The sequence below is a fragment of the Pseudomonas palleroniana genome, assembly GCF_022836895.1.
Lineage (GTDB): Bacteria > Pseudomonadota > Gammaproteobacteria > Pseudomonadales > Pseudomonadaceae > Aquipseudomonas > Aquipseudomonas palleroniana.
Genome location: NZ_CP092411.1, coordinates 2,396,785 through 2,417,678, shown reverse-complemented (window position 1 = coordinate 2,417,678; position 20,894 = coordinate 2,396,785). Strand labels below are relative to the sequence as shown.

The 20,894-nt window shown below is 61.8% G+C and carries 23 protein-coding genes; all 23 read right to left on the bottom strand.

Going from position 1 to position 20,894, the window contains the following annotated elements; genetic code table 11:
* Positions 1-23: 23 nt before the first annotated feature.
* Positions 24-1,340, bottom strand: a complete 1,317-nt coding sequence (gene flhF, locus MJP36_RS11120; protein ID WP_161549132.1) for a flagellar biosynthesis GTPase FlhF — start codon at positions 1,338-1,340, stop codon at positions 24-26.
* A 12-nt stretch (positions 1,341-1,352) separates the two neighbouring features.
* Positions 1,353-3,467 carry a flagellar biosynthesis protein FlhA gene (gene flhA / locus MJP36_RS11115; RefSeq protein WP_218580543.1) on the bottom strand — a complete coding sequence of 705 codons (2,115 nt, stop codon included), beginning with the start codon at positions 3,465-3,467 and terminating at the stop codon, positions 1,353-1,355.
* Positions 3,468-3,610: 143 nt separating this feature from the next.
* Positions 3,611-3,814, bottom strand: coding sequence for a cold-shock protein (locus tag MJP36_RS11110; protein WP_244385359.1), 204 nt, complete (start codon positions 3,812-3,814; stop codon positions 3,611-3,613).
* An 18-nt stretch (positions 3,815-3,832) separates the two neighbouring features.
* Positions 3,833-4,045, bottom strand: a complete 213-nt coding sequence (locus tag MJP36_RS11105) for a S1 domain-containing protein (RefSeq protein WP_372241678.1) — start codon at positions 4,043-4,045, stop codon at positions 3,833-3,835.
* Between the two features lie 166 nt (positions 4,046-4,211).
* The gene (flhB, locus tag MJP36_RS11100) at positions 4,212-5,348 is read right to left on the bottom strand and encodes a flagellar biosynthesis protein FlhB (RefSeq protein WP_060756024.1); all 1,137 of its coding nucleotides are present in this window, start codon (positions 5,346-5,348) and stop codon (positions 4,212-4,214) included.
* 3 nt (positions 5,349-5,351) lie between these two features.
* Positions 5,352-6,137 carry a flagellar biosynthetic protein FliR gene (fliR, locus tag MJP36_RS11095; protein ID WP_060756025.1) on the bottom strand — a complete coding sequence of 262 codons (786 nt, stop codon included), beginning with the start codon at positions 6,135-6,137 and terminating at the stop codon, positions 5,352-5,354.
* A gap of 7 nt (positions 6,138-6,144) precedes the next feature.
* Positions 6,145-6,414, bottom strand: a complete 270-nt coding sequence (gene fliQ / locus MJP36_RS11090) for a flagellar biosynthesis protein FliQ (RefSeq protein WP_060756026.1) — start codon at positions 6,412-6,414, stop codon at positions 6,145-6,147.
* A gap of 4 nt (positions 6,415-6,418) precedes the next feature.
* Positions 6,419-7,162 carry a flagellar type III secretion system pore protein FliP gene (fliP, locus tag MJP36_RS11085; protein ID WP_060756027.1) on the bottom strand — a complete coding sequence of 248 codons (744 nt, stop codon included), beginning with the start codon at positions 7,160-7,162 and terminating at the stop codon, positions 6,419-6,421.
* On the bottom strand, positions 7,162-7,599 hold the full coding sequence (fliO, locus tag MJP36_RS11080) for a flagellar biosynthetic protein FliO (protein ID WP_161549131.1): 438 nt from the start codon (positions 7,597-7,599) through the stop codon (positions 7,162-7,164). The genes fliP and fliO overlap by 1 nt, the downstream gene beginning before the upstream one ends.
* 1 nt (position 7,600) lies before the next feature.
* The gene (gene fliN / locus MJP36_RS11075) at positions 7,601-8,068 is read right to left on the bottom strand and encodes a flagellar motor switch protein FliN (protein WP_104994424.1); all 468 of its coding nucleotides are present in this window, start codon (positions 8,066-8,068) and stop codon (positions 7,601-7,603) included.
* A 46-nt stretch (positions 8,069-8,114) separates the two neighbouring features.
* The gene (gene fliM, locus MJP36_RS11070) at positions 8,115-9,083 is read right to left on the bottom strand and encodes a flagellar motor switch protein FliM (protein ID WP_090369530.1); all 969 of its coding nucleotides are present in this window, start codon (positions 9,081-9,083) and stop codon (positions 8,115-8,117) included.
* A 9-nt stretch (positions 9,084-9,092) separates the two neighbouring features.
* A complete protein-coding gene (gene fliL / locus MJP36_RS11065) occupies positions 9,093-9,593 on the bottom strand; it encodes a flagellar basal body-associated protein FliL (RefSeq protein ID WP_060756031.1) in 501 nt (166 codons plus the stop codon).
* Positions 9,594-9,726: 133 nt separating this feature from the next.
* The gene (locus tag MJP36_RS11060) at positions 9,727-11,073 is read right to left on the bottom strand and encodes a flagellar hook-length control protein FliK (RefSeq protein WP_244385358.1); all 1,347 of its coding nucleotides are present in this window, start codon (positions 11,071-11,073) and stop codon (positions 9,727-9,729) included.
* 116 nt (positions 11,074-11,189) lie between these two features.
* On the bottom strand, positions 11,190-11,534 hold the full coding sequence (locus MJP36_RS11055; protein WP_060756033.1) for an Hpt domain-containing protein: 345 nt from the start codon (positions 11,532-11,534) through the stop codon (positions 11,190-11,192).
* Positions 11,535-11,564: 30 nt separating this feature from the next.
* Positions 11,565-13,283: an ATP-binding SpoIIE family protein phosphatase gene (locus tag MJP36_RS11050; RefSeq protein WP_279613781.1), complete on the bottom strand. Its 1,719-nt coding sequence runs from the start codon at positions 13,281-13,283 to the stop codon at positions 11,565-11,567.
* On the bottom strand, positions 13,280-13,585 hold the full coding sequence (locus MJP36_RS11045; protein ID WP_060756035.1) for an STAS domain-containing protein: 306 nt from the start codon (positions 13,583-13,585) through the stop codon (positions 13,280-13,282). The genes MJP36_RS11050 and MJP36_RS11045 overlap by 4 nt, the downstream gene beginning before the upstream one ends.
* Before the next feature lie 84 nt (positions 13,586-13,669).
* Complete coding sequence (gene fliJ / locus MJP36_RS11040; protein ID WP_060756036.1) at positions 13,670-14,119, bottom strand: flagellar export protein FliJ; 450 nt, start codon at positions 14,117-14,119, stop codon at positions 13,670-13,672.
* 3 nt (positions 14,120-14,122) lie between these two features.
* Positions 14,123-15,481, bottom strand: a complete 1,359-nt coding sequence (fliI, locus tag MJP36_RS11035; protein ID WP_060756037.1) for a flagellar protein export ATPase FliI — start codon at positions 15,479-15,481, stop codon at positions 14,123-14,125.
* Entirely contained in the window at positions 15,471-16,235 is a 765-nt protein-coding gene (gene fliH / locus MJP36_RS11030; protein ID WP_060756038.1) for a flagellar assembly protein FliH, read from the bottom strand. The genes fliI and fliH overlap by 11 nt, the downstream gene beginning before the upstream one ends.
* 10 nt (positions 16,236-16,245) lie before the next feature.
* Positions 16,246-17,265 (bottom strand): flagellar motor switch protein FliG, encoded by a 1,020-nt coding sequence (gene fliG, locus MJP36_RS11025; RefSeq protein WP_060756039.1) that lies wholly within the window; start codon positions 17,263-17,265, stop codon positions 16,246-16,248.
* Positions 17,258-19,036, bottom strand: coding sequence for a flagellar basal-body MS-ring/collar protein FliF (gene fliF, locus MJP36_RS11020; RefSeq protein ID WP_060756040.1), 1,779 nt, complete (start codon positions 19,034-19,036; stop codon positions 17,258-17,260). The genes fliG and fliF overlap by 8 nt, the downstream gene beginning before the upstream one ends.
* Positions 19,037-19,052: 16 nt before the next feature.
* Complete coding sequence (gene fliE, locus MJP36_RS11015) at positions 19,053-19,382, bottom strand: flagellar hook-basal body complex protein FliE (RefSeq protein ID WP_016972029.1); 330 nt, start codon at positions 19,380-19,382, stop codon at positions 19,053-19,055.
* Between the two features lie 131 nt (positions 19,383-19,513).
* Positions 19,514-20,890: a sigma-54-dependent transcriptional regulator gene (locus MJP36_RS11010; RefSeq protein ID WP_198762715.1), complete on the bottom strand. Its 1,377-nt coding sequence runs from the start codon at positions 20,888-20,890 to the stop codon at positions 19,514-19,516.
* Between the last annotated feature and the right edge of the window lie 4 nt (positions 20,891-20,894).

Below are 20,894 nucleotides of genomic sequence, written 5' to 3'. Positions count from 1 at the left end.
CATTTCACAGTGCTCATCCTGCCTCACCCCACCCGTTTTGCCGGGTTGTGGTAAAGGTCGGCGAACATATCAGCCATCGCTTCCTCGCTAGGCTCTTCTTGCATTTGCACGCTGACAGCACGGCTGACCAACTGATGACGACGCGGCAGATGCAAATCATCTGGAATCCGCGGGCCATCGGTCAGGTAGGCAACCGGTAATTCATGACCGATAGCCAGGCTCAACACCTCACCCAAGTTTGCAGTTTCGTCTAGTTTGGTGAGGATGCAACCCGCCAGGCCGCAACGTTTGTAGCTGTGGTACGCAGCGGTAAGAACCTGTTTCTGGCTGGTGGTTGCAAGCACCAGGTAATTTTTCGCCTTGATGCCACGCCCGGCCAGGCTTTCCAGCTGCATGCGCAGCGCCGGATCGCTGGCTTGCAGGCCGGCGGTGTCGATCAACACCACGCGCTTGCGCAACAGCGGGTCAAGGGCATTGGCCAGGGACTGGCCCGGGTCGACGTGGGTCACCGGCACATTGAGGATGCGCCCCAGGGTCTTGAGCTGTTCCTGGGCGCCGATACGATAACTGTCCATGCTCACCAGCGCGATACTCGACGCGCCGTACTTGAGCACATACCGGGCGGCCAGCTTGGCCAGGGTGGTGGTCTTGCCCATGCCGGCCGGGCCGACCATGGCGATCACACCGCCCTCTTCCAGCGGTTCGAGCTCCGGGGTGACGATCATGCGGGCCAAGTGGGCCAGCAACATGCGCCACGCCTGGCGGGGCTCTTCGACCTCGGTGGTCAGCGCCAGCAGGTCGCGGGACAGCGGGCCGGACAGGCCGATACGCTGCAAGCGACGCCACAGGTTGGCCTGGTGCGGCTTGCTGCCTTGCAACTGTGTCCAGGCCAACGAACCCAACTGCACTTCGAGCAGTTCACGCAGGCCGTTGAGTTCAGAGCGCATCGAGTCGAACACGCGCTGGTCGACCGCAGCCGCCGGGGCCGGCGCTGCGGGACGTGGCGGTTCAACGAAGGTCGGCTCGACCAGCGGCTCGGCGGCCGTCAGCGGCAGGCCGGCGAACAATTGGCGATTGGTGGTAGCGTCGCTGTCGCCACGCATGCTCAGCTCGGCCTGGGCCGACACAATGCGCGAGGCGGTCTTGCGCAACTCGTCTTCGAGTTCCATGTTCGGCACGCGCGGCGCCAATGCCTGGGGGGTGTAATCCAGGGCAGCCGTCAGCTCGACACCGCCGGCAATGCGACGGTTACCGATAATCGCGGCATCGGCGCCCAGCTCATCACGGACCAGTTTCATGGCCTGACGCATATCGGCGGCGAAAAAACGCTTAACTTGCATAACCCACTACCCTCAGCCGTTGGGCCCTACTGTCGCGACGATAGTCACTTGCTTGTTGTCAGGAATTTCCTGATAAGCCAAAACGTGCAAATTCGGTACTGCCAGGCGTCCGAACCGCGACAACATCGCTCGAACCGGGCCCGCCACCAGCAGAATCACCGGATGGCCCGCCATTTCCTGGCGCTGCGCCGCTTCGATCAACGAACGCTGGAGTTTTTCAGCCATGCTCGGCTCCAGCAGAACGCCCTCTTCCTGGCCTTGTCCGGCCTTCTGGATACTATTGAGCAATATTTGTTCCAACCTGGGCTCCAAGGTGATCACAGGCAGCTCAGACTCAATGCCTACAATGCTTTGCACGATGGCACGGGACAAGCCGACGCGCACGGCGGCCACCAGAGCGGCAGTATCTTGACTCTTGGCGGCATTGTTGGCGATGGCTTCCGCGATGCTGCGAATGTCGCGCACCGGCACTTGCTCGGCGAGCAACGCCTGCAGCACTTTGAGCAACTGCGACAGCGACAGCACCCCCGGCACCAGCTCTTCGGCCAGCTTTGGCGAGGCTTTGGCCAGCAACCCCATCAATTGCTGGACTTCCTCATGGCCGATCAGCTCATGGGAGTGCTTGTACAGAATCTGGTTAAGGTGGGTGGCAACCACCGTGCTGGCGTCCACCACCGTATATCCGAGGGATTGCGCCTGGCTGCGCTGGCTGACTTCGACCCACACCGCATCCAGGCCGAAAGCCGGATCTTTGGCGGTAATGCCATTGAGCGTACCGAACACCTGGCCGGGGTTGATCGCCAGTTCGCGGTCCGGGTAGATCTCGGCTTCGGCCAGGATCACCCCCATCAGGGTCAGGCGGTAGGCACTGGGGGCCAGGTCGAGGTTGTCGCGGATGTGTACGGTCGGCATCAGGAAGCCCAGGTCCTGGGACAACTTCTTGCGGACCCCCTTGATGCGTGCAAGCAACTGGCCGCCCTGGTTACGGTCCACCAGAGGGATCAGGCGGTAACCCACTTCCAGGCCGATCATGTCGATCGGGGTGACGTCGTCCCAGCCAAGCTCCTTGGTTTCCTGGGCGCGGGCCGGCGATGGCAACAGTTCCTGCTGACGGGCGATTTCCTGCTGAGCCAGGACCTTCACCTGGTTCTGCTTGCGCCAGAACAGGTAGGCAGCGCCAGCCGCCATGGCCGCCATGCTGAGGAACGACACATGCGGCATACCCGGCACAATGCCCATGATCGCCATAATCGCTGCCGCCACCGCCAGCGCCTTCGGCGAGGCGAACATCTGGCGGCTGATCTGCTTGCCCATGTCTTCGGAACCCGAAGCACGGGTCACCATGATGGCTGCGGCTGTGGATAACAACAGTGATGGCAATTGCGCCACTAAACCGTCACCAATGGTCAGCAAGGCGTAGACCTTGCCCGCATCACCGAACGTCATGCCGTGCTGGAAGATACCGACCGCCATGCCGCCGATCAGGTTGATGAACAGAATCAGCAAGCCGGCAATGGCGTCACCGCGCACGAATTTGCTGGCACCGTCCATGGAACCGTAAAACTCGGCTTCCTGGGCGACTTCCGCACGGCGCGCCTTGGCCTGGCCCTGGTCGATCAGACCGGCGTTGAGGTCGGCGTCGATAGCCATCTGTTTGCCAGGCATTGCATCGAGGGTAAACCGCGCGCTCACCTCGGAAATTCGTCCGGCACCCTTGGTCACCACCACGAAGTTGATGATCATCAGGATCGCGAACACGACGATACCGACCACGTAGTTACCGCCGATCACCACCTCACCGAAGGCCTGAATCACCTTACCGGCGGCGGCGTGGCCGTCCTGGCCGTGCAGCATCACCACCCGGGTAGACGCCACGTTCAGTGCCAGGCGCAACAGCGTGGCAACCAGCAGGATGGTGGGGAAAACCGCGAAGTCCAGGGGCCGCAGGGCGTAGACGCACACCAGCAGCACCACGACCGACAGGGCAATGTTGAAAGTGAAGAACACGTCCAGCAAGAACGGCGGCATCGGCAACATCATCATTGCCAGCATCACCAGCAACAACAATGGCACACCCAGATTGCCCCGCGAGAGGTCAGTCAGGGTGCCACGGGCCGTGCTGAGCATTTGAGAGCGATCCACCGGTATTCCTCGTGTCCCTTGAAGCAAAGTTTTGACGCCGGGAGGCGTCCTGCAGGCCGGGTTGCAAGAAGCCTTCCAACTTTTGCTTCAAGGGACAGATCGCCCTCAGCGAGGGCATGTTGCCGGATTTACGCGGGGCGCACGTTTTCCGCCTGAGGGCCTTTTTGCCCCTGGGTTATTTCAAACTCCACTTTTTCACCTTCGCCAACGGTTTTGAATCCTTCACCTCGAATCGCGGAATAGTGGACAAAAACGTCAGCCCCGCCACCCTCCGGAGTGATAAAGCCGAAGCCTTTTTCCGCGTTAAACCATTTCACAGTGCCTGTTGCCATCGCCGTTCTCCTGACTTATCACTCAAGAACTCGCGGGATAACCCTGACGCCGACTGCATAAATACCGTCGGGTCGGTGTATCCCCTGAAACTCCACGTGCTGGCCCACCGCGAGCCGAATGCAGCGCGAACCGATGAGATCCACTTTCACGTCGTCCTCACCTTTCAGGGCAATCAAACCTTTTCCGGAGTGCGGGTCATAAGATTTGACCTTGCCTCTGAGTAGTTTCAAAACCATTCTCCCTGCATCTCGTTTACAGCCTGCGCGCAGTGCTTGAGGCAATAGAACCGCGAGGGGGCTTTGCTGACTACTGTCAAAGTTGACAGGTAGCGGGCATTCACGACGAGTGGTATGCAGCCCGCTCCTTCCGTCAAGGTTTGGCGAATTAGCGTGGCTTTCAGGAATCCCGACGCAATTCCGGCGGAATCGGCAAGTCCTTGAGGGGATCTGGACGCTTGCCCTTGCCCGCTCGGTATTGGCGGATCTGATAGACATACGCCAGCACCTGGGCCACGGCCAGGTACAACCCGGCGGGAATCTCTTGATCGAGATCGGTGGAATAGAAGATCGACCGCGCAAGCGCCGGCGACTCCAGCAGCAGGATGTCGTTGGCCACGGCGATTTCGCGGATTTTCAGGGCCGTGAAGTCGCTGCCCTTGGCCAGCAGCATCGGCGCGCCGCCCTTCTCCGGGTCGTACTTGAGCGCCACGGCGTAGTGAGTCGGGTTGGTGATGACCACATCGGCATCGGGCACCGCCGCCATCATCTTGCGCTGGGACATTTCGCGTTGCAGTTGCCGGATACGCTGTTTGACCTCGGGGCGTCCTTCCTGGTCCTTGTGCTCGTCGCGCACTTCCTGCTTGGTCATCAGCAGTTTCTTGTGGCTTTCCCACAGCTGGATCGGCGCATCCACCGCCGCAATGATGATCAGCCCGCAGGCCATCCACAGCGCACTCCAGCCCACCACTTGTACGCTGTGGATAATGGCTGACTCCAACGGCTCGTGGGCGATGCGCAGCAAGTCGTCGATATCGGACGACAACACCGTCAGCGCCACGAACAGAATCAGGATGAATTTGGCCAGCGCCTTGAGCAACTCAACCAGTGCCTTGCCGGAAAACATACGCTTGAGCCCCGGCCCCGGGTTCATCCGGCTGAACTTGGGCGCCATGCTGCCGGCGGCAAACAACCAGCCACCCAAGGACACCGGACCGATCAACGCCGCCAGCAGCAGCGTGATCAGCACCGGCTGCACCGCCAGCAGGGCGATCTTGCCCGAGTGCAGCAGGTACAGGCCCATGGCGCCGGGGCTCAGCAACACCTCACGGGGCAAGGCGAAGTTGAGCTTCATCAGCTCCATCAGGTCCAGCGCCAGGCCGCCGCCGTAGATCAACAGGCCACCGGCGCCGGCCAGCATCACGGCGAGTGTATTGAGCTCTTTGGAGCGGGCAATCTCGCCCTTTTCCCGGGATTCCTTCTTACGTTTCTCCGTGGGGTCTTCTGTTTTGTCCTGACCACTCTCGCTCTCGGCCATGGCTCAGCGCGCCCGTGCCAGATCACGTAAAAACTGCAAGGCGTCGGTCGCCAGCGGTTGATACTGATTGAGAATGTCAGCCATGCCGACCCAGAAAATCCCCATGCCCAGCACCAGGGTCAGCGGGAAACCGATCGAGAAGATATTCAACTGCGGCGCCGCACGGGTCATCACCCCAAACGCGATGTTGACCACCAGCAGCGCGGTGATTGCCGGCAGCACCAGCAACAGCGAAGCGCCCAGCACCCAAGTCAGGCGACCGACCAACTCCCAGAAATGGTTGACCACCAACCCCGAGCCCACCGGCAAGGTGGTGAAGCTCTCAGTCATGACCTCGAACACCACCAGATGGCCATTCATCGACAGGAACAGCAACGTCACCAGCATGGTCAGGAACTGCCCGATCACCGCTGCCGACACGCCGTTGGTGGGGTCGACCATGGACGCGAAGCCCATGCCCATCTGGATCGAGATAATTTGCCCGGCGATCACAAACGCCTGGAAGAACAGGGTCAGCGAAAAGCCCAGCAATGCGCCGATCAGGATCTGCTCGGCAATCAGCAACAACGCGCTGAGGTCCAGGGCATTCACCGGCGGCATCGGCGGCAGCCCGGGGACAATCACCACGGTAATGGCAACGGCAAAATACAGGCGGATACGTCGCGGGACCAAGGTGGTGCCGAACACCGGCATGGTCATCAGCACCGCCGTCACACGAAACATCGGCAAGATGAAAGACGCCACCCAGGTACTGATCTGGGTGTCGGTCAAAGCCAACACGGATTGCATGGGCAGGTCAGCCGATCAACTGCGGAATACTGCCGTACAACTGCAGGATGTATTCCATGAAAGTGCGCACCAGCCACGGGCCGGCGACAATCAGGGTGACCAGCATCACCAGCAGGCGCGGCAAGAAGCTCAAGGTCTGTTCGTTGATCTGGGTCGCGGCCTGGAACATCGCCACCAGCAGGCCGACCAACAGGCTCGGTACCACCAGCACGGCGACCATCATGGTGGTCAGCCACAGCGCTTCACGGAACAGGTCGACCGCAACTTCTGGAGTCATCGCGCTATACCCCTCCGAAACTGCCGGCCAACGTGCCGATAATCAGCGCCCAGCCGTCCACCAACACAAACAGCATGATCTTGAACGGCAACGAGATGATCAGCGGCGACAGCATCATCATCCCCATGGCCATCAACACACTCGCTACCACCAGGTCGATGATCAGGAACGGGATGAAGATCATGAAGCCGATCTGGAACGCGGTCTTCAATTCGGACGTGACAAACGCCGGCACCAGGATAGTCAACGGGGCCTGATCCGGGGTGGCGATGTCGGTACGCTTGGACAAACGCATGAACAGCTCAAGGTCGCTGGAGCGGGTCTGCGAGAGCATGAAGTCCTTGATCGGCCCCTGGGCCTTGTCGATCGCGTCCTGGGCGGTGAGCTTTTCCGCCAGGTACGGTTGCAGGGCTTGCTGGTTCACCTTGTCGAATACCGGCGCCATGATGAACAGCGTCAGGAACAAGGCCATGCCGGTGAGGATCTGGTTCGACGGCGTCTGCTGCAGGCCCAGGGCCTGGCGCAGGATCGAGAAGACAATGATGATCCGCGTGAAGCTGGTCATCAGCATGACAAACGCCGGGATAAAACTCAGCGCGGTCATGATCAGCAGGATCTGCAGGCTGACCGAATATTCCTGCGCCCCGGCGGCGTTGGTGCCCAGCGTGATTGCCGGGATCGACAACGGGTCGGCGGCCCACGCCAATGGCGCAGCCAGCAACAGCATGAGCGTCAATAAAACGCGCATTACTTCTTATCCTTCTGATCCTTGCCCAGCAACTCCATCAGGCGCTGGGCGAATTCTGGCGTGGCGGCCTCGGTCTTGGCCGCTTCCACCGGCGTCTTGAGCACATGCAGCGCAGTGATGCGGCCCGGTGTGATACCCAGCAGGATCTGCTCCTCACCGACCTGCACCAGCACCAGGCGATCACGCGGGCCGAGGGCCCGCGAGCCGATCATCTCGATGACCTGACCATTGCCCGGGCCGATGCGCTGCACACGACGCATCAACCAGGCCAGCACGAAAATCAAGCCGACCACCAGCAACAACCCCAGCACCAGCTGGGTCAACTGGCCGCCGATGCCACTGCTGACCACGGGAGCCGCTGCCACTTGCGCGACCGGCTCCGCCGCCAGGGCGCTCAATGGCAGCGCCAGTAACAGTCCCGCCATCGAAGACTTCATATCAGCGCAACTTCTTGATGCGTTCGCTCGGGCTGATCACGTCGGTCAGGCGAATACCGAACTTCTCGTTGACCACCACCACTTCGCCGTGGGCAATCAATGTCCCGTTGACCAGCACGTCCAGCGGCTCACCGGCCAGGCGGTCGAGCTCGATCACCGAACCCTGGTTGAGTTGCAGCAGGTTGCGGATGTTGATTTCGGTACTGCCCACTTCCATGGAAATCGACACCGGGATGTCGAGGATCACGTCCAGGTTCGGCCCGTCGAGGCTCACCGGGTTGTTGTTTTTCGGCATGCTGCCGAATTCTTCCATGGGCAGGCGAGTGCCGGCGGATGAGCTGGCGGCGTCGGCGGCCAGCAGCGCGTCGATATCGTCCTGGCCTACATCGCCGGTCTCTTCCAGGGCTGCCGCCCATTCGTCAGCCAGAGCCTGGTCTTCGGCGGAAGTGTTTTCGTGTTCGGTAGCCATTACATGTCCTCGGCGAAGCAAACATTCATCAATAAATTAGGGCGGGTCAGCGGCGGTTGATCGGTTCGATCACTTGCAACGCCAGGTTGCCCTTGTGGGAACCGAGCTTGACCTTGAACGACGGCACACCATTGGCCCGCATGATCATTTCTTCGGGCAAGTCCACCGGAATGACGTCCCCCGGCTGCATGTGCAAAATGTCGCGCAGACGCAACTGGCGACGGGCGACGGTGGCGTTCAGCGGCACGTCGACATCCAGCAGGTCTTCGCGCAGGGCCTTGACCCAACGCTCGTCCTGGTCGTCCAGGTCGGACTGGAAACCGGCGTCGAGCATTTCACGCACCGGCTCGATCATCGAATACGGCATGGTCACGTGCAGGTCGCCGCCACCGCCATCGAGTTCGATGTGGAAAGTGGAGACCACAATGGCCTCGCTGGGGCCGACGATGTTGGCCATGGCCGGGTTCACTTCCGAGTTGATGTACTCGAAATTGACTTCCATGATCGCCTGCCAGGCTTCCTTCAAGTCGATAAAGGCTTGCTCCAGCACCATGCGCACCACACGCAATTCAGTCGGGGTGAATTCACGGCCTTCGATCTTGGCGTGACGGCCGTCGCCACCGAAGAAGTTATCCACCAGCTTGAACACCAATTTAGCGTCAAGGATGAACAACGCGGTGCCGCGCAACGGCTTGATCTTGACCAGATTGAGGCTGGTGGGCACGTACAGCGAGTGCACGTACTCGCCGAACTTCATCACCTGCACGCCGCCCACCGCCACATCCGCCGAGCGGCGCAGCATGTTGAACATGCTGATACGAGTGTAGCGGGCAAAACGCTCATTGATCATTTCCAGGGTCGGCATGCGTCCACGGACGATGCGATCCTGGCTGGTCAGGTCGTAGCTTTTGATGCTGCCGGGCTCGGCAGCCATGTCGGTCTGTACCAGACCATCGTCGACGCCATGCAACAGCGCATCGATTTCATCCTGGGACAGCAGGTCTTGCACGGCCATGTCGTGATCCTACTGCAATACGAAGTTAGTGAAGAGCGCCTGCTCGACCACGACTTTGCCGAGCTCTTTCTGGGCCACTTCCTGCACACTGGCAGTGACCTTCTGACGCAGCATTTCCTGGCCCACAGGGGTGGCCAGGGTGTCGAAGCTCTGCCCGGAGAACAGCATCACCAGGTTGTTGCGGATCACCGGCATATGCACCTTGAGGGCGTCCAGATCTGCCTGGTTACGCGCCAGCAAGGTGATGCTCACCTGCAGGTAGCGTTGATGACCGTTCTGATTGAAGTTGGCGACAAAGGCCGGAAGCATCGGCTCGAAGATTGCCGGTTGCTTGACGTTAGTGGCGGTTTCGGCGGCGGGGGCCGGTTTGCTGGCACTGCTGTGCATGATGTACCACGTGCCGCCAACAGAGGCGCCAATGGCCAGGAGCAGGCCCAGCACAATCACCAGGATCAGCTTGAGCTTGCCTTTGCCTGCGGGTGGAGTTGCTGCGTCGTCGCTCTTCGCCATGCCAATAATCCGTCACTATTCGGGGATTCATAGATCTACGGAAAGGCAAGAGCAAGTGTTATGCCAGAGTTGTCTGCCATGCAGGCCCAGCACATCAAAGTGGGAGCAAGCCCCTCCCACAGGTGGTTACGAATCAGGCGTAGTAATCAACCGCGCTGGACCCGATCACGCTGGAAATGACGGGCGCCGCTGTTTCAGCCACGTCGATGTGCCCACTACTCTCGCCGCTGTCCCCGCGCCTGCCACTGCCACTCAAGCCGGCCTGGGCCTGAGCCTGAGCTTGTTGCTGCTGCTCCTGGCCACGGGACTGGTCGGAAACGTTGACGTCCACCTGCCCCATGCCCTGCTGGGCAAACATCTCCCGCAAACGTCCGGACTGGCTTTCCAGGGCCTCGCGCACCACGGCATGGCCGCTCATGAACTGGACCTGAGCCTGTTGGTCCGGCGTCATGTTGACCTTGATATCCAGGCGCCCCAGCTCTGCCGGCTGCAATTGGATCTCGGCCGACTTGAGGCCGGCGCTGGACAGGTACATCACGCGGTTGACCACTTCTTCGGTCCAGCCGCTCTGGTGCATGGCCAGCGGCGCATTGGCCACCGGCGGCAAGGCGTTAGCCGTTTTCGGCGTGGCGGCCTGGGTCAGCGCGGCCAGGCGGTTGGCGAAGTCATCGACGCGGGTATCGCTGCTGGCCTCTTTCAAATCCTTGAGGCCACTGTCTATCAGCCCGCTGAAGGCTTTTTCACCGCCATCGGTGCTGTCCTTGGTGGCCTGTTGATCGACCATTGTCGCCAGGCCGGCCGCGAAACTCTGCGCAGCGGTCGGTTGGTCCTGGGTCGGCGCCGATGGGGTTTTCTGCGGCGCCTGGCTGCTGGCCGACACGTGCCCGCCCTGCTCCATTGCCAAACGCACGGTCGGCATCGAGTCCAGTGGGTCGGCCGACGGATCGAACGCCGGCTGCGGGGTGTCATCCGTCGCCGCGACGGGTGCGGCAACCACCGGCTGGGCCTTGTCATCCTTGGCCGCGGCAGCAGGGGCCGGGGTTTCCACAGGAACAGGCACAGCTACCACCGGGGTGACGGCGGCAATCACCGCCGGGTCGACCACGGGGTCAACGGGAGGTTGCTGGACCAGGGACGGGTCGGTGGGCTTGGCGTCGTCACTGCCGGCGCTGTCATCGGACTTGGCCGGCGGGTTGGCAGGCAAGGGATTGCCGCTATCGGCAACCGCTGGCTTGCTGGCGGCAGGCTTGTCGTTGCTATCCACCGACGAGGCGCTGCTAACCGAAGGCTTGTCACGGGTGGATTGGGTCGGGGTGTCGCCGCTCTTCACCGACGACTTCGAACCTTGGCTGGCGAACACTTGAGCAAAGCCAGGGCCCTTGTCCTGCGGGGCCGCAGCAGCTGCCACAGGTGTAGCGGCGGGCGCTTGAGGCTTGGCTGCGGGGGCAGCCTGGAGGAGCGAGTTGGGGGCGACTGGCATAGGTAAAGGTCTCCACTGCACAGGGGTCGGGGATGCTGTGCCAGGAGGTAGAGCAAGAGTCGGGCCAGGTTTGTGTCTGTGCGTATGCAGGACGTCGACTTACGCTTCTTTAACAGCTAAAGCCCAAACCGCTGCTTCTCCGACTCATACATAGGCCGAACCAGAGCAAACTCACGGTCAATCTGATCCACCAGCGCCCCCAGGTCCGCCGTCGCCCCAACCGACTCCACTTCCAGCCGCTGGCACAGCTGCGCCAACCGTACCGCCCCGAGGTTGCCGCTGCTGCCCTTGAAACTATGGGCGATTCGCCCCAGCGCCTTGGCGTCATCGCGCGCCTTGCGCAGGGCTTCGACGCGCTTCTGCGAGTCGTCAAGGAAGGTGTCGAGCAACTTGGGGTACTCGCTCTCCATGACGTCCTGCAAACCCGACAGCACTTCAGGGTCCAGATGAATCTCAGCCACTTGCTCGCTCCTTGATCAAGAATCGGCGGATTATGCCAGAGCCTTCCAGCAAAACTCCACGCAGACACTGCGCCCGCCGTCCGTCCAGCGTACATCGCTGCTCAGCTGGCGCACCAGGCTCAAGCCTCGACCAGACAGACGGTTCAAATCCAGGGGCCGCTTCAGCACCTGATCCACGTCGAAGCCTGGGCCACTGTCTTCGACGCGCAGGATCAGCTTGCCGCCCGTGGCGGTCGGCATCACTTGCATATGTACCCGCACATGACCGCTGTCCAGTTGCGCCAGGCGCTCATTGCGCTGACGGTAGTAGTCGGCGAATCCCTGGGCGTCGCGCTTGAGCTGCGAGTCCAGGCCCAGCACGCCGTGCTCCAACGCGTTGGAATACAGCTCGGCCATCACGCTGTAGAGCGCCCCGCTCTGCTCACGCAGCCCCTGAATCTCCAGCAGCAGCTGCAACAGGTAAGGCAAGGGGTTGTAGCATTTGAGGGTCTGGGCGCGAAATTCGAAGCTCACCGACCAATCCAGGGGGCATGGCTGATTGCTGTCGGCGTATATGGGCTCGGCCGCACGCAACGGCTGGCCGGGCTGCAAGGTGATTTCCACCATGCTGACATCATCGCGCGCTTCACCACGAAAGGCCGCCAGGGCCTGTTCAATCTCTTCGAACAGGCGGTCGGGCTCGCGGTTGGCGGCGAATACCTGCTGCAGGCGCTCCGCGCCGAACAGTTGGTCGTTGGCGTCGGCAGTATCCAATACGCCATCGGAGAGCAAAAACACCCGGTCGCCGAGGGCCATGGGCAAGACCTCAATGCGGTCATCGAACGTCTCCACCGACAGCACACCCAACGGCAAGTGCCGCGACATCAACGGCGTGCGCCCGCCCGTCGCGACCTCATGCACATAACCTTCCGGCATGCCGCCATTCCACACCTCGACCACGCGCCGCTGTGCGCTCAGGCACAACAGGGTGGCGCAACAGAACATGTCCACCGGCAGGATGCGTTTGAGCTTGGCATTCATCTCCCGCAGGATCTGCACCAGCTCGTAACCCTTGGCAGTCATGCCGTAGAACACTTCCGCCAGGGGCATGGCACCCACGGCGGCAGGCAGGCCATGGCCGGTAAAATCGCCGAGCAGCACGTGCATGTCGCCAGACGGCGTGTACGCCGCCAGCAACAGGTCGCCATTGAACAGCGCATAGGGTGATTGCAGGTAGCGAATGTTCGGCGCGTGGTTGATGCATCCCGAATGGGCGACCTTGTCGAACACCGCCTTGGCCACCCGCTGCTCTTGCAGCAGGTACTCACGATGCCGGGCGATCTGATCGCGCTGCTGAAGAACCGTGGCCTGCAGGCGCCGCAAACGGTCCATGGCATTGATCTTGGCGGCCAGGATCAGTGGGTTGTAGGGTTTGGGCAGAAAATCATCCCCGCCGGCATCCAGGCACTCGGCCAGGTCGGCGCTTTCGCTGAGGGACGTAAGAAAGATCACGGGGACCAGCGCTTCCCCCGCCAATTGCTTGATCCACCGCGCAGCCAGGAAACCGTCCATCACCGGCATCATCGCATCCATCAACACCAGTTGAGGTCGCTCACGCGCAAACACTTCAACGGCTTCCTCGCCATTGGCTGCGGTGAGCACGTGATGCCCCTGGCGCCGCAAGATAGTCGCCAGCAGCAGCCGGTCGGTATCGCTGTCCTCGGCGATCAGGACAGTCAGCGGCTCGGACATCGGGGCCAGGACTCTCAATTGATGTCGAACAGCTTGTCGAAGTTAGAGATGGCGAGGATCTTGCGCACGTCGGGACTGCAGTTGATCAGCGTGACCTGCGAGTCGTCACCGCCTGCGTGGTCACGCAACAACAGCAGCATGCCCAAGGCCGAGCTGTCCAGGTAGGTGGCTTCTTTCAGATCGACGGTGTAGGCGTCGGGGACCTTGTAGAAACGCTCGTAAGCCTCACGAAAATGCTGGTGGCTGCCGAAATCGAATCGGCCCTTGATTGCGATCGTCAACTGCTTCCCATCCAGGGATACTTCTGATGTCACCGACATACGACTGTTTCCTTGTCATTGGCCATGTGTAACAAGGTTTAGCAGGCGAACCCGATCTCGGCAAATGCAGGAGCAGCCCCACACCTAATACTGCGACTGACGGGGCAGACGTTGTGACAGCTCATCCAGCAACTTTTGCTCGCGCTTGTCCTCAATCGCCCGCGCTTCGTCGATATAGCGCTGCACCAGCTTGCGCAGGCCCTCGACCCGGGCAAACGCCTGCTGCCAGCTTTCGCGGGCCTTCTCAAGGTTGTTCTGGTGCCAGGCCAGACTCTGGCGCTGCTGGGCGACCGCCGTCTCCAACTGATTGAGAAAGCCCTGATAGCCCATCAACCACTGGCCGGACACCCCTTGGCTGCCGCGCTCGATCCACTGTTGCTGGTATTCGCCGCGAAAGCGCTCCAGGTCGCCCAGCTTGCTTTCCGCCAGGCGGACCTGGCCTTGAAAATAGCCCAGGCGCTGGGCGGCGGTCTTTTCGGCCTTTTCGGCCATGTCCACCACCGGCGCCAGCCGTGAAGAGCGGGTGCTGGCCATAGCTTAGCCGCCTGGCGCCGGGGCGAAGATCGAGCCGAGGTGCGCTTCGCTTTCACCCATGCTGATTTTGTCGTTGAGCCCCTGGCGCAGGTAGGTCACCAACTGCGGTTGCAGGGCGATCGCCAGGTCGGTCTCGCGATCCCCGCCGGCCACATAGGCGCCGACGCTGATCAGGTCGCGGCTCTGTTGATAGCGCGACCACAACTGCTTGAAATGCTGCGCGCGGGCCATGTGCTCCGGCGTGACCACCGCCGGCATCACCCGGCTGATCGAGGCTTCGATGTCGATGGCCGGGTAATGCCCCTCCTCCGCCAGGCGCCGCGACAGCACGATGTGGCCGTCAAGCACGCCTCGCGCCGAGTCGGCGATCGGGTCCTGCTGGTCATCGCCTTCGGACAACACGGTATAGAACGCGGTGATCGAACCACCGCCCGCCTCGGCGTTACCGGCACGCTCGACCAGTTTGGGCAGCTTGGCGAACACCGACGGCGGATAACCCTTGGTGGCTGGCGGCTCGCCGATGGCCAGGGCGATTTCCCGCTGGGCCTGGGCGAAACGAGTGAGCGAATCCATCAGCAACAGGACGTTCTTGCCCTTGTCGCGAAAATACTCGGCGATGCGCGTGCAATACATGGCGGCACGCAGACGCATCAAGGGCGCATCATCCGCTGGAGACGCGACGACCACCGAGCGCTTGAGGCCCTCTTCACCCAGGCTGTGCTCGATGAACTCCTTCACCTCGCGGCCCCGTTCGCCGATCAACCCGACCACGATAATGTCGGCTTCGGTAAAGCGCGTCATCATGCCCAGCAGGACCGACTTACCCACCCCCGTACCGGCGAACAGGCCCAGACGCTGGCCGCGGCCGACCGTCAATAAACCGTTGATGCTGCGAATGCCCACGTCCAGCGGCACGCTGATGGGGTTGCGATTGAGCGGGTTGATGGTGGGGCCATCCATCGGCACCCAGTCTTCGGCCTTCATGCCGCCCTTGCCGTCCAGGGCGCGTCCGGCGCCATCGAGCACGCGACCCAGCATGCCCATACCCATCGGCAGGCGCCCCGTGTCAGCCAGCGGCACCACGCGGGCGCCCGGGGCAATGCCCGCCAGGCTGCCGACCGGCATCAGGAAAATCTTGCTGCCGGAGAACCCCATGACTTCCGCTTCGACTTGCACCGGGTGGTAGCTGTCGTCGTTGATCACCATGCAGCGGCTGCCCATGGCGGCGCGCAGGCCCTCGGCTTCGAGGGTCAGGCCCACCATGCGCAACAGGCGCCCTTCGAGGATCGGCTGGCCGGGCAACTCGGTGGCCTCGGCGTAGCTACCCAGGCGCTTGGCGAAGCTGGTGCGATCAAGGCGCATCAGGGGCGTCCAGGTCTACGCTCAGGTCAGGTTCGGCCGGATGCAGGGCCTGCTCATGGAGTTGATCGAAGAGCTTGGCCATGATCTGGGTGATACGGGTTTCCACCGTCGCGTCGATGCGGCTGTGCTCAGTCTCGACCCGGCAACCGCCAGGCTGCAACGTCGCGTCTTCAACGATGCGCCAGGTTTCTTCATGGCGCTCGCGCAAGGCTTTGACCTGCTCGAAATCCTGCGGGTTGATGTACAGCCGAACATTGCCGACGCCCAACGGCAGCAGCTTGAGGGCTTCGCGCATCACGCTTTCGATATGGCTGGAGTCGAGCACCAGTTCGCGCTGGATCACTTGGCGGGTCATGTGCTCCACCAGGCGGACCATGGCTTTTTCAAGCTGGGAATCCTGCTCGGCGATCGGGTCGAACAGGCTGCTCATCAAACGCTCAAGGCTGGCGAGCTGGACACTCAGCGCCGCCTCGGCTTCCTGGCGGACTTTGAGGGTGGTACTGCGAAAACCGTCTTTTTCCCCCGCCGCGAAGCCCTCGTTGTAGGCTTCCTGGCGGATGGCCTCCAACTCTTCGAGCGTCAGTGGCTGGACTTCCTCCAGCGGCACTTCTTCCATTTGCACTGGGGGCTCTTCGACCGGCTCAGGCTCGGGTTCCGGTACATGCGGATCGAAACTGGGCAACGACCAGATATCGAACCCGCCGACGTCCCGCGCGCGAATCAGATCGCTGGGCGCCTCATCTTTGCTCGACATGGGACGCGCCTTAGATCATTTCTTCGCCGCCCTTCCCGCCGAGAACGATTTCTCCGGCTTCGGCCATACGGCGGGCAATGGTGAGGACTTCCTTCTGGGCGGTTTCCACGTCGCTGACGCGTACCGGGCCTTTGGCTTCCAGGTCGTCGCGCAACAGTTCGGACGCACGCTTGGACATGTTCTTGAAGATCTTCTCTTTGACGTTGTCGTCGGAGCCCTTGAGCGCCAGCACCAGAACGTCCGAGGACACTTCGCGCAGCAACGCCTGGATGCCACGGTCGTCGACATCGGAGAGGTTGTTGAACACGAACATGAGGTCTTCGATCTGGCCGGACAGGGTGTCGTCGATCTCGCGGATCGAGTCCATCAACTGGCCTTCCATCGAGCTGTCGAGGAAGTTCATGATGTCGGCCGCACGCTTGATACCGCCCAAGGTGGTGCGCGAGGCGTTGGAGTTGCCCGAGAACTGCTTCTCCAGAATCGTGTTGAGTTCTTTCAATGCCGCCGGCTGCACGGTGTTCAGCGACGACACGCGCAGGATGATGTCCAGGCGCACTTTATGGTCGAAGTGGCCGAGGACTTCACCAGCCTGGTCCGGGTCGAGGTAAGCCACGACGATCGCCTGGATCTGCGGGTGTTCGTAGCGGATCACGTCGGCAACGGCACGCGGCTCCATCCATTTCAGGCTGTCGAGGCCGCTGGTGTTGCCGCCGAGCAGGATGCGGTCGATCAGGCCGTTGGCCTTGTCTTCACCCAGCGCCGAGGTCAGCATCTTGCGGATGTAGCTGTCGGAGCCGACGCCCAGGCTGGTCTGGTCGCCGACGATCTCGACGAACTCGCTCATCACCTGCTCGACTTGCTCGCGGTGCACGTTACGCATCTGCGCCATGGCCACGCCGACGCGCTGAACCTCTTTGGGCCCCATGTGGCGTAGCACCTGGGCGGCGTCGGTTTCACCCAGGGACAGCAGCAATACCGCCGCTTTATCGACCCGGGTGAGCTTGGCAACAGCGGCTCGATTATCACTCATCTGCGTTGATCCACTCTTTCACGACCTGGGCCACACGACCCGGATCTTCTGCCACCAGACTTTTGATTGCGTTCAACTGAGCGTCATAGCCTTCGCTCGGGCTTGGCAACAGGATGCTTTGCGGGCCGCCCAGGCTGACGCGGTCGTTGGCCAGTTCGCCATCCAGGCCGCCCATGCCACCCAACTCGACGTCGCTGCCACCGAAGGCCGCCAGTTGTTTCTTGCCGTTGCCGGTAATGTTGTTGAGCACCGGACGCAGCACGCCAAACACCAGCACCAGGATGAACAACACGCCCAGCACTTGCTTGACGATGTCCCAGAACCACGGCTGAGTATAGAACGCAGGATCGGCGATCACCTCTCCCCGTTCGGCGGAGAACGGCATATTGATCACGCTGACGCTGTCACCGCGGCTGGCGTCGAAACCGACAGCGTCCTGCACCAGGCGGGTAAAGCGCGCCAATTCGTCGGCGCTCCAGGGCGCACGGGTCACCGCGCCGTCAGCCGGGTTGACCTTGACCTGGTCATCGACCACCACCGACACCGACAGGCGGTTGATTTTGCCCTGTTGCTGCTTGGTGTGGCTGATGGAACGGTCGAGCTCGAAGTTCTTGGTGGACTGGTTACGCTTGTCCGCCGGGTACGGGGCGAGCATCGGCTGGCCGGTGGCCGGGTCCATGATCTGCTGACCATTGGCGTCCAGCAGCGGCTGGCCAGGCTGAATCGCGCCGGCAGTCGCGGCAGCGCCACCGGTGGTTTGCGGTGCCGACGCCGGGGCCGGAGGCTGATTGCTCAAGGCGCCCGGCACCCCTTGCGGGCCATTGCTGGCGGTGCGTTGTTCGCTGGTGGACTGCTCGCTACGCAGGGCGGGCTGGTCGGGGTTGAACTGTTCGGAGGTCGACTCGACGGCACTGAAGTCCACATCGGCGGATACTTCAGCCTTGTAGCGGTCATTGCCCAGCACCGGTTGCAGGATATTGTGCACACGCTGGGTGAGCATGCTTTCCATGCGGCGGCTGTAGTCGAACTGCTTGCCGGCCTGGGTCAACGCCGAGTTCTCGGCCTGGTCGGACAGCAGGTTGCCTTTCTGGTCCACCACGGTAATTTGCGACTTGCTCAATTCTGGAACGCTGGTGGCCACCAGATTGATGATCGCCAGGACCTGACCCGGCTCCAGGGAGCGACCGGCAAACAGTTCGACCAGTACCGAGGCGCTTGGCTTGCGTTCGTCACGCACGAACACCGAGCTTTTTGGGATCGCCAGGTGCACGCGAGCACCCTTGACGTTGTTCAGGCTGGAGATGGTACGCGCCAGCTCGCCTTCCAGGCCGCGACGGTAGCGAGTGGCTTCCATGAACTGGCTGGTGCCCAGGCCCTGGTCCTTGTCGAGGATCTCAAAACCGATGTTGGCGTCGGAAGGCGTCACGCCGGCGGCAGCCAGCTTCATGCGCGCGCGGGCGACGTCGTCGGCCTTGACCAGCAAGGCGCCGGAGTTGGGTTCCACGGTGTAGGCGATGTCGGCGGCGGCGAGGGTTTCCATGATCTGCTTGGAATCCATGCCCGCCAGGCTGCCGTACAGCGGCCGGTAATCGGGTTGCTGCGACCACAACACCACGGCAAAACCAATCGCCACGCTGGCTGCCAGGCCGACCAACAGGCCCACCTGACGCAACATGGTCATTTCGGAAAGGTTTTCCAGGAACGACAGGCCAAACAGCGGCGGCTTGCCGTCTGCCTTGGCGGGTGCGTTGTCCACGACTGCTTCTGCCATGACTTAAATCTCGTCCTTAAACCGGCATCTGCATGATGTCTTGATAAGCTTGAACCAGCTTGTTACGCACTTGGGTCAAGGCCTGGAAGGAAACACTGGCCTTTTGCGAGGCGACCATCACATCGGTGAGGTCCACGCCGCTTTTACCGATTTCAAAGGCGGTGGCCAACTGGTTCGACGCTTGCTGGGTATCACTGACTTTGTTGATTGCCTGACCGAGCATGTCGGCAAAACTGCTTTGGCCCAATTCCGGCGCGGGCGCGACGGATTTCGGTTGAGCCATGGCATCCATTTGCATGGAGCGCATATCCAACATCAACCGATTGAACTCAATACCCTGGCTCATGACCTTCTCTCTCTGACGACCCGCAATTTTTTGACACTACGCAGCGGTTACTACAGGTGGTAGCAACAAGGGTGCCAGATCCGTGGCGACTCGTAAGAAAAGGCGACAAGCCATGTCAGCCCAAGTATTTGTCAGGTAGCGAAAAGATACGCTTCCACATCCATACCGGCGTCACGCATCTGCGCCAGCTTGTAGCGCAACGTGCGCGGGCTGATGCCCAAGCGCTCGGCGGCCTCTTTGCGACGGCCACGCTCGGTACGCAAGGTGTCGATGATCATCTGGAATTCGCGGCGCCGCAGATCATCCCCCAGGGCACCGCCGGTTTCGGCTTCAGCGACCACCGGCGCGGGCGCCAGGGTGGGCAACGGTGCCGCCGCACTGCCCATGGCCAGGCAGAAGTCTTGCGGCTGGATCAGCCCGCCCTGCTGCAAAATCAGCGCACGCTGGATCGCGTTGTCCAACTCCCGCACATTACCGGGCCATGGATAGCCGATCAGGCAAGCCTGGGCTTCAGCCGACAGCCGCGCCTGGGCATGCTTCATTTTTTTGACGTGGTTATTCAGCAGGCGCTCGGCCAGCGGGATGATATCGGCCGGACGCTCACGCAACGGGCGCCAGGCCAGCGGAAAGACCGAGAGCCGATAGAACAAGTCTTCCCGGAACCGCCCCGCCGCCACTTCGCCCGCCAGGTCGCGGTTGGTCGTGGCCACCACGCGGATATCCAGCTGGATCGGCTTGCGCGCACCGACCCGCTCCACCTCACGCTCCTGCAACACCCGCAGCAGTTTGGCTTGCAGGCCCAGAGGCATTTCGGAAATCTCGTCGAGCAAGATAGTGCCGCCATCGGCCTGTTCGAACTTGCCGGCCTGGGCCGCGATGGCGCCGGTGAACGAGCCCTTTTCATGACCGAACAGGGTGGCTTCGAGCATGTTGTCGGGGATGGCCGCGCAGTTGATCGCAATAAAGGGTTGCTTGGCACGACTGGACTGCTGGTGGATATAACGCGCCAACACCTCCTTGCCGGTGCCGGACTCGCCGGAAATCAACACGGTGGAGTCGCTGCGCGCCACCCGTGCGGCCAGCTCCAGCAATTGAGCACTGGCCGGTTCAAAGGCAATCGGGCCTTCGCTTTCGACGGCAGGCATCACCCCCAGGGCATGCCGGGCAACCAGTTCCATCAAGGCTTTGGGCTCGAAGGGCTTGACCAGATAATCAGCCGCGCCCTGACGCATGGCGTCCACCGCGCGCTCCACCGCGCCATGAGCGGTCATCAGCAATACCGGCAACTGCGGCTGACGCGCGCGCAGCAGGCCGAGCAACTGATGACCGTCCATGCCCGGCATGTTGACGTCGCTGACCACCAGGCTGAACGCCTCTTGCTCGACCGCCTCCAAGGCTTCCTCGGCAGAACCGACTGCCCGGTAGTCATGGCCCGCCAACAGCAGCGTGTCAGCCAATGCTTCACGCAGGGCGCGATCGTCTTCCACCAATAAAACCTTGATAGCCATAGCT

Excerpts from the sequence above, each read along its gene's own strand:
- fliN (WP_104994424.1), bottom strand. The coding sequence starts at position 8,068 with ATGGCTACCGAACACGAAAACACTTCCGCCGAAGACCAGGCTCTGGCT.
- flhB (WP_060756024.1), bottom strand. The coding sequence starts at position 5,348 with ATGGCCGAGAGCGAGAGTGGTCAGGACAAAACAGAAGACCCCACGGAG.
- MJP36_RS11110 (WP_244385359.1), bottom strand. The coding sequence starts at position 3,814 with ATGGCAACAGGCACTGTGAAATGGTTTAACGCGGAAAAAGGCTTCGGC.
- flhA (WP_218580543.1), bottom strand. The coding sequence starts at position 3,467 with ATGCTCAGCACGGCCCGTGGCACCCTGACTGACCTCTCGCGGGGCAAT.
- fliR (WP_060756025.1), bottom strand. The coding sequence starts at position 6,137 with ATGCAATCCGTGTTGGCTTTGACCGACACCCAGATCAGTACCTGGGTG.
- MJP36_RS11060 (WP_244385358.1), bottom strand. The coding sequence starts at position 11,073 with ATGCCAGTCGCCCCCAACTCGCTCCTCCAGGCTGCCCCCGCAGCCAAG.
- MJP36_RS11045 (WP_060756035.1), bottom strand. The coding sequence starts at position 13,585 with ATGTCGGTGACATCAGAAGTATCCCTGGATGGGAAGCAGTTGACGATC.
- fliE (WP_016972029.1), bottom strand. The coding sequence starts at position 19,382 with ATGAGCCAGGGTATTGAGTTCAATCGGTTGATGTTGGATATGCGCTCC.
- flhF (WP_161549132.1), bottom strand. The coding sequence starts at position 1,340 with ATGCAAGTTAAGCGTTTTTTCGCCGCCGATATGCGTCAGGCCATGAAA.
- fliO (WP_161549131.1), bottom strand. The coding sequence starts at position 7,599 with ATGAAGTCTTCGATGGCGGGACTGTTACTGGCGCTGCCATTGAGCGCC.
- fliF (WP_060756040.1), bottom strand. The coding sequence starts at position 19,036 with ATGGCAGAAGCAGTCGTGGACAACGCACCCGCCAAGGCAGACGGCAAG.
- fliP (WP_060756027.1), bottom strand. The coding sequence starts at position 7,162 with ATGCGCGTTTTATTGACGCTCATGCTGTTGCTGGCTGCGCCATTGGCG.
- fliI (WP_060756037.1), bottom strand. The coding sequence starts at position 15,481 with ATGCGCCTTGATCGCACCAGCTTCGCCAAGCGCCTGGGTAGCTACGCC.
- fliM (WP_090369530.1), bottom strand. The coding sequence starts at position 9,083 with ATGGCCGTGCAAGACCTGCTGTCCCAGGATGAAATCGATGCGCTGTTG.
- fliH (WP_060756038.1), bottom strand. The coding sequence starts at position 16,235 with ATGTCGAGCAAAGATGAGGCGCCCAGCGATCTGATTCGCGCGCGGGAC.
- fliG (WP_060756039.1), bottom strand. The coding sequence starts at position 17,265 with ATGAGTGATAATCGAGCCGCTGTTGCCAAGCTCACCCGGGTCGATAAA.
- fliJ (WP_060756036.1), bottom strand. The coding sequence starts at position 14,119 with ATGGCCAGCACCCGCTCTTCACGGCTGGCGCCGGTGGTGGACATGGCC.
- fliL (WP_060756031.1), bottom strand. The coding sequence starts at position 9,593 with ATGGCGAAGAGCGACGACGCAGCAACTCCACCCGCAGGCAAAGGCAAG.
- MJP36_RS11010 (WP_198762715.1), bottom strand. The coding sequence starts at position 20,890 with ATGGCTATCAAGGTTTTATTGGTGGAAGACGATCGCGCCCTGCGTGAA.
- fliQ (WP_060756026.1), bottom strand. The coding sequence starts at position 6,414 with ATGACTCCAGAAGTTGCGGTCGACCTGTTCCGTGAAGCGCTGTGGCTG.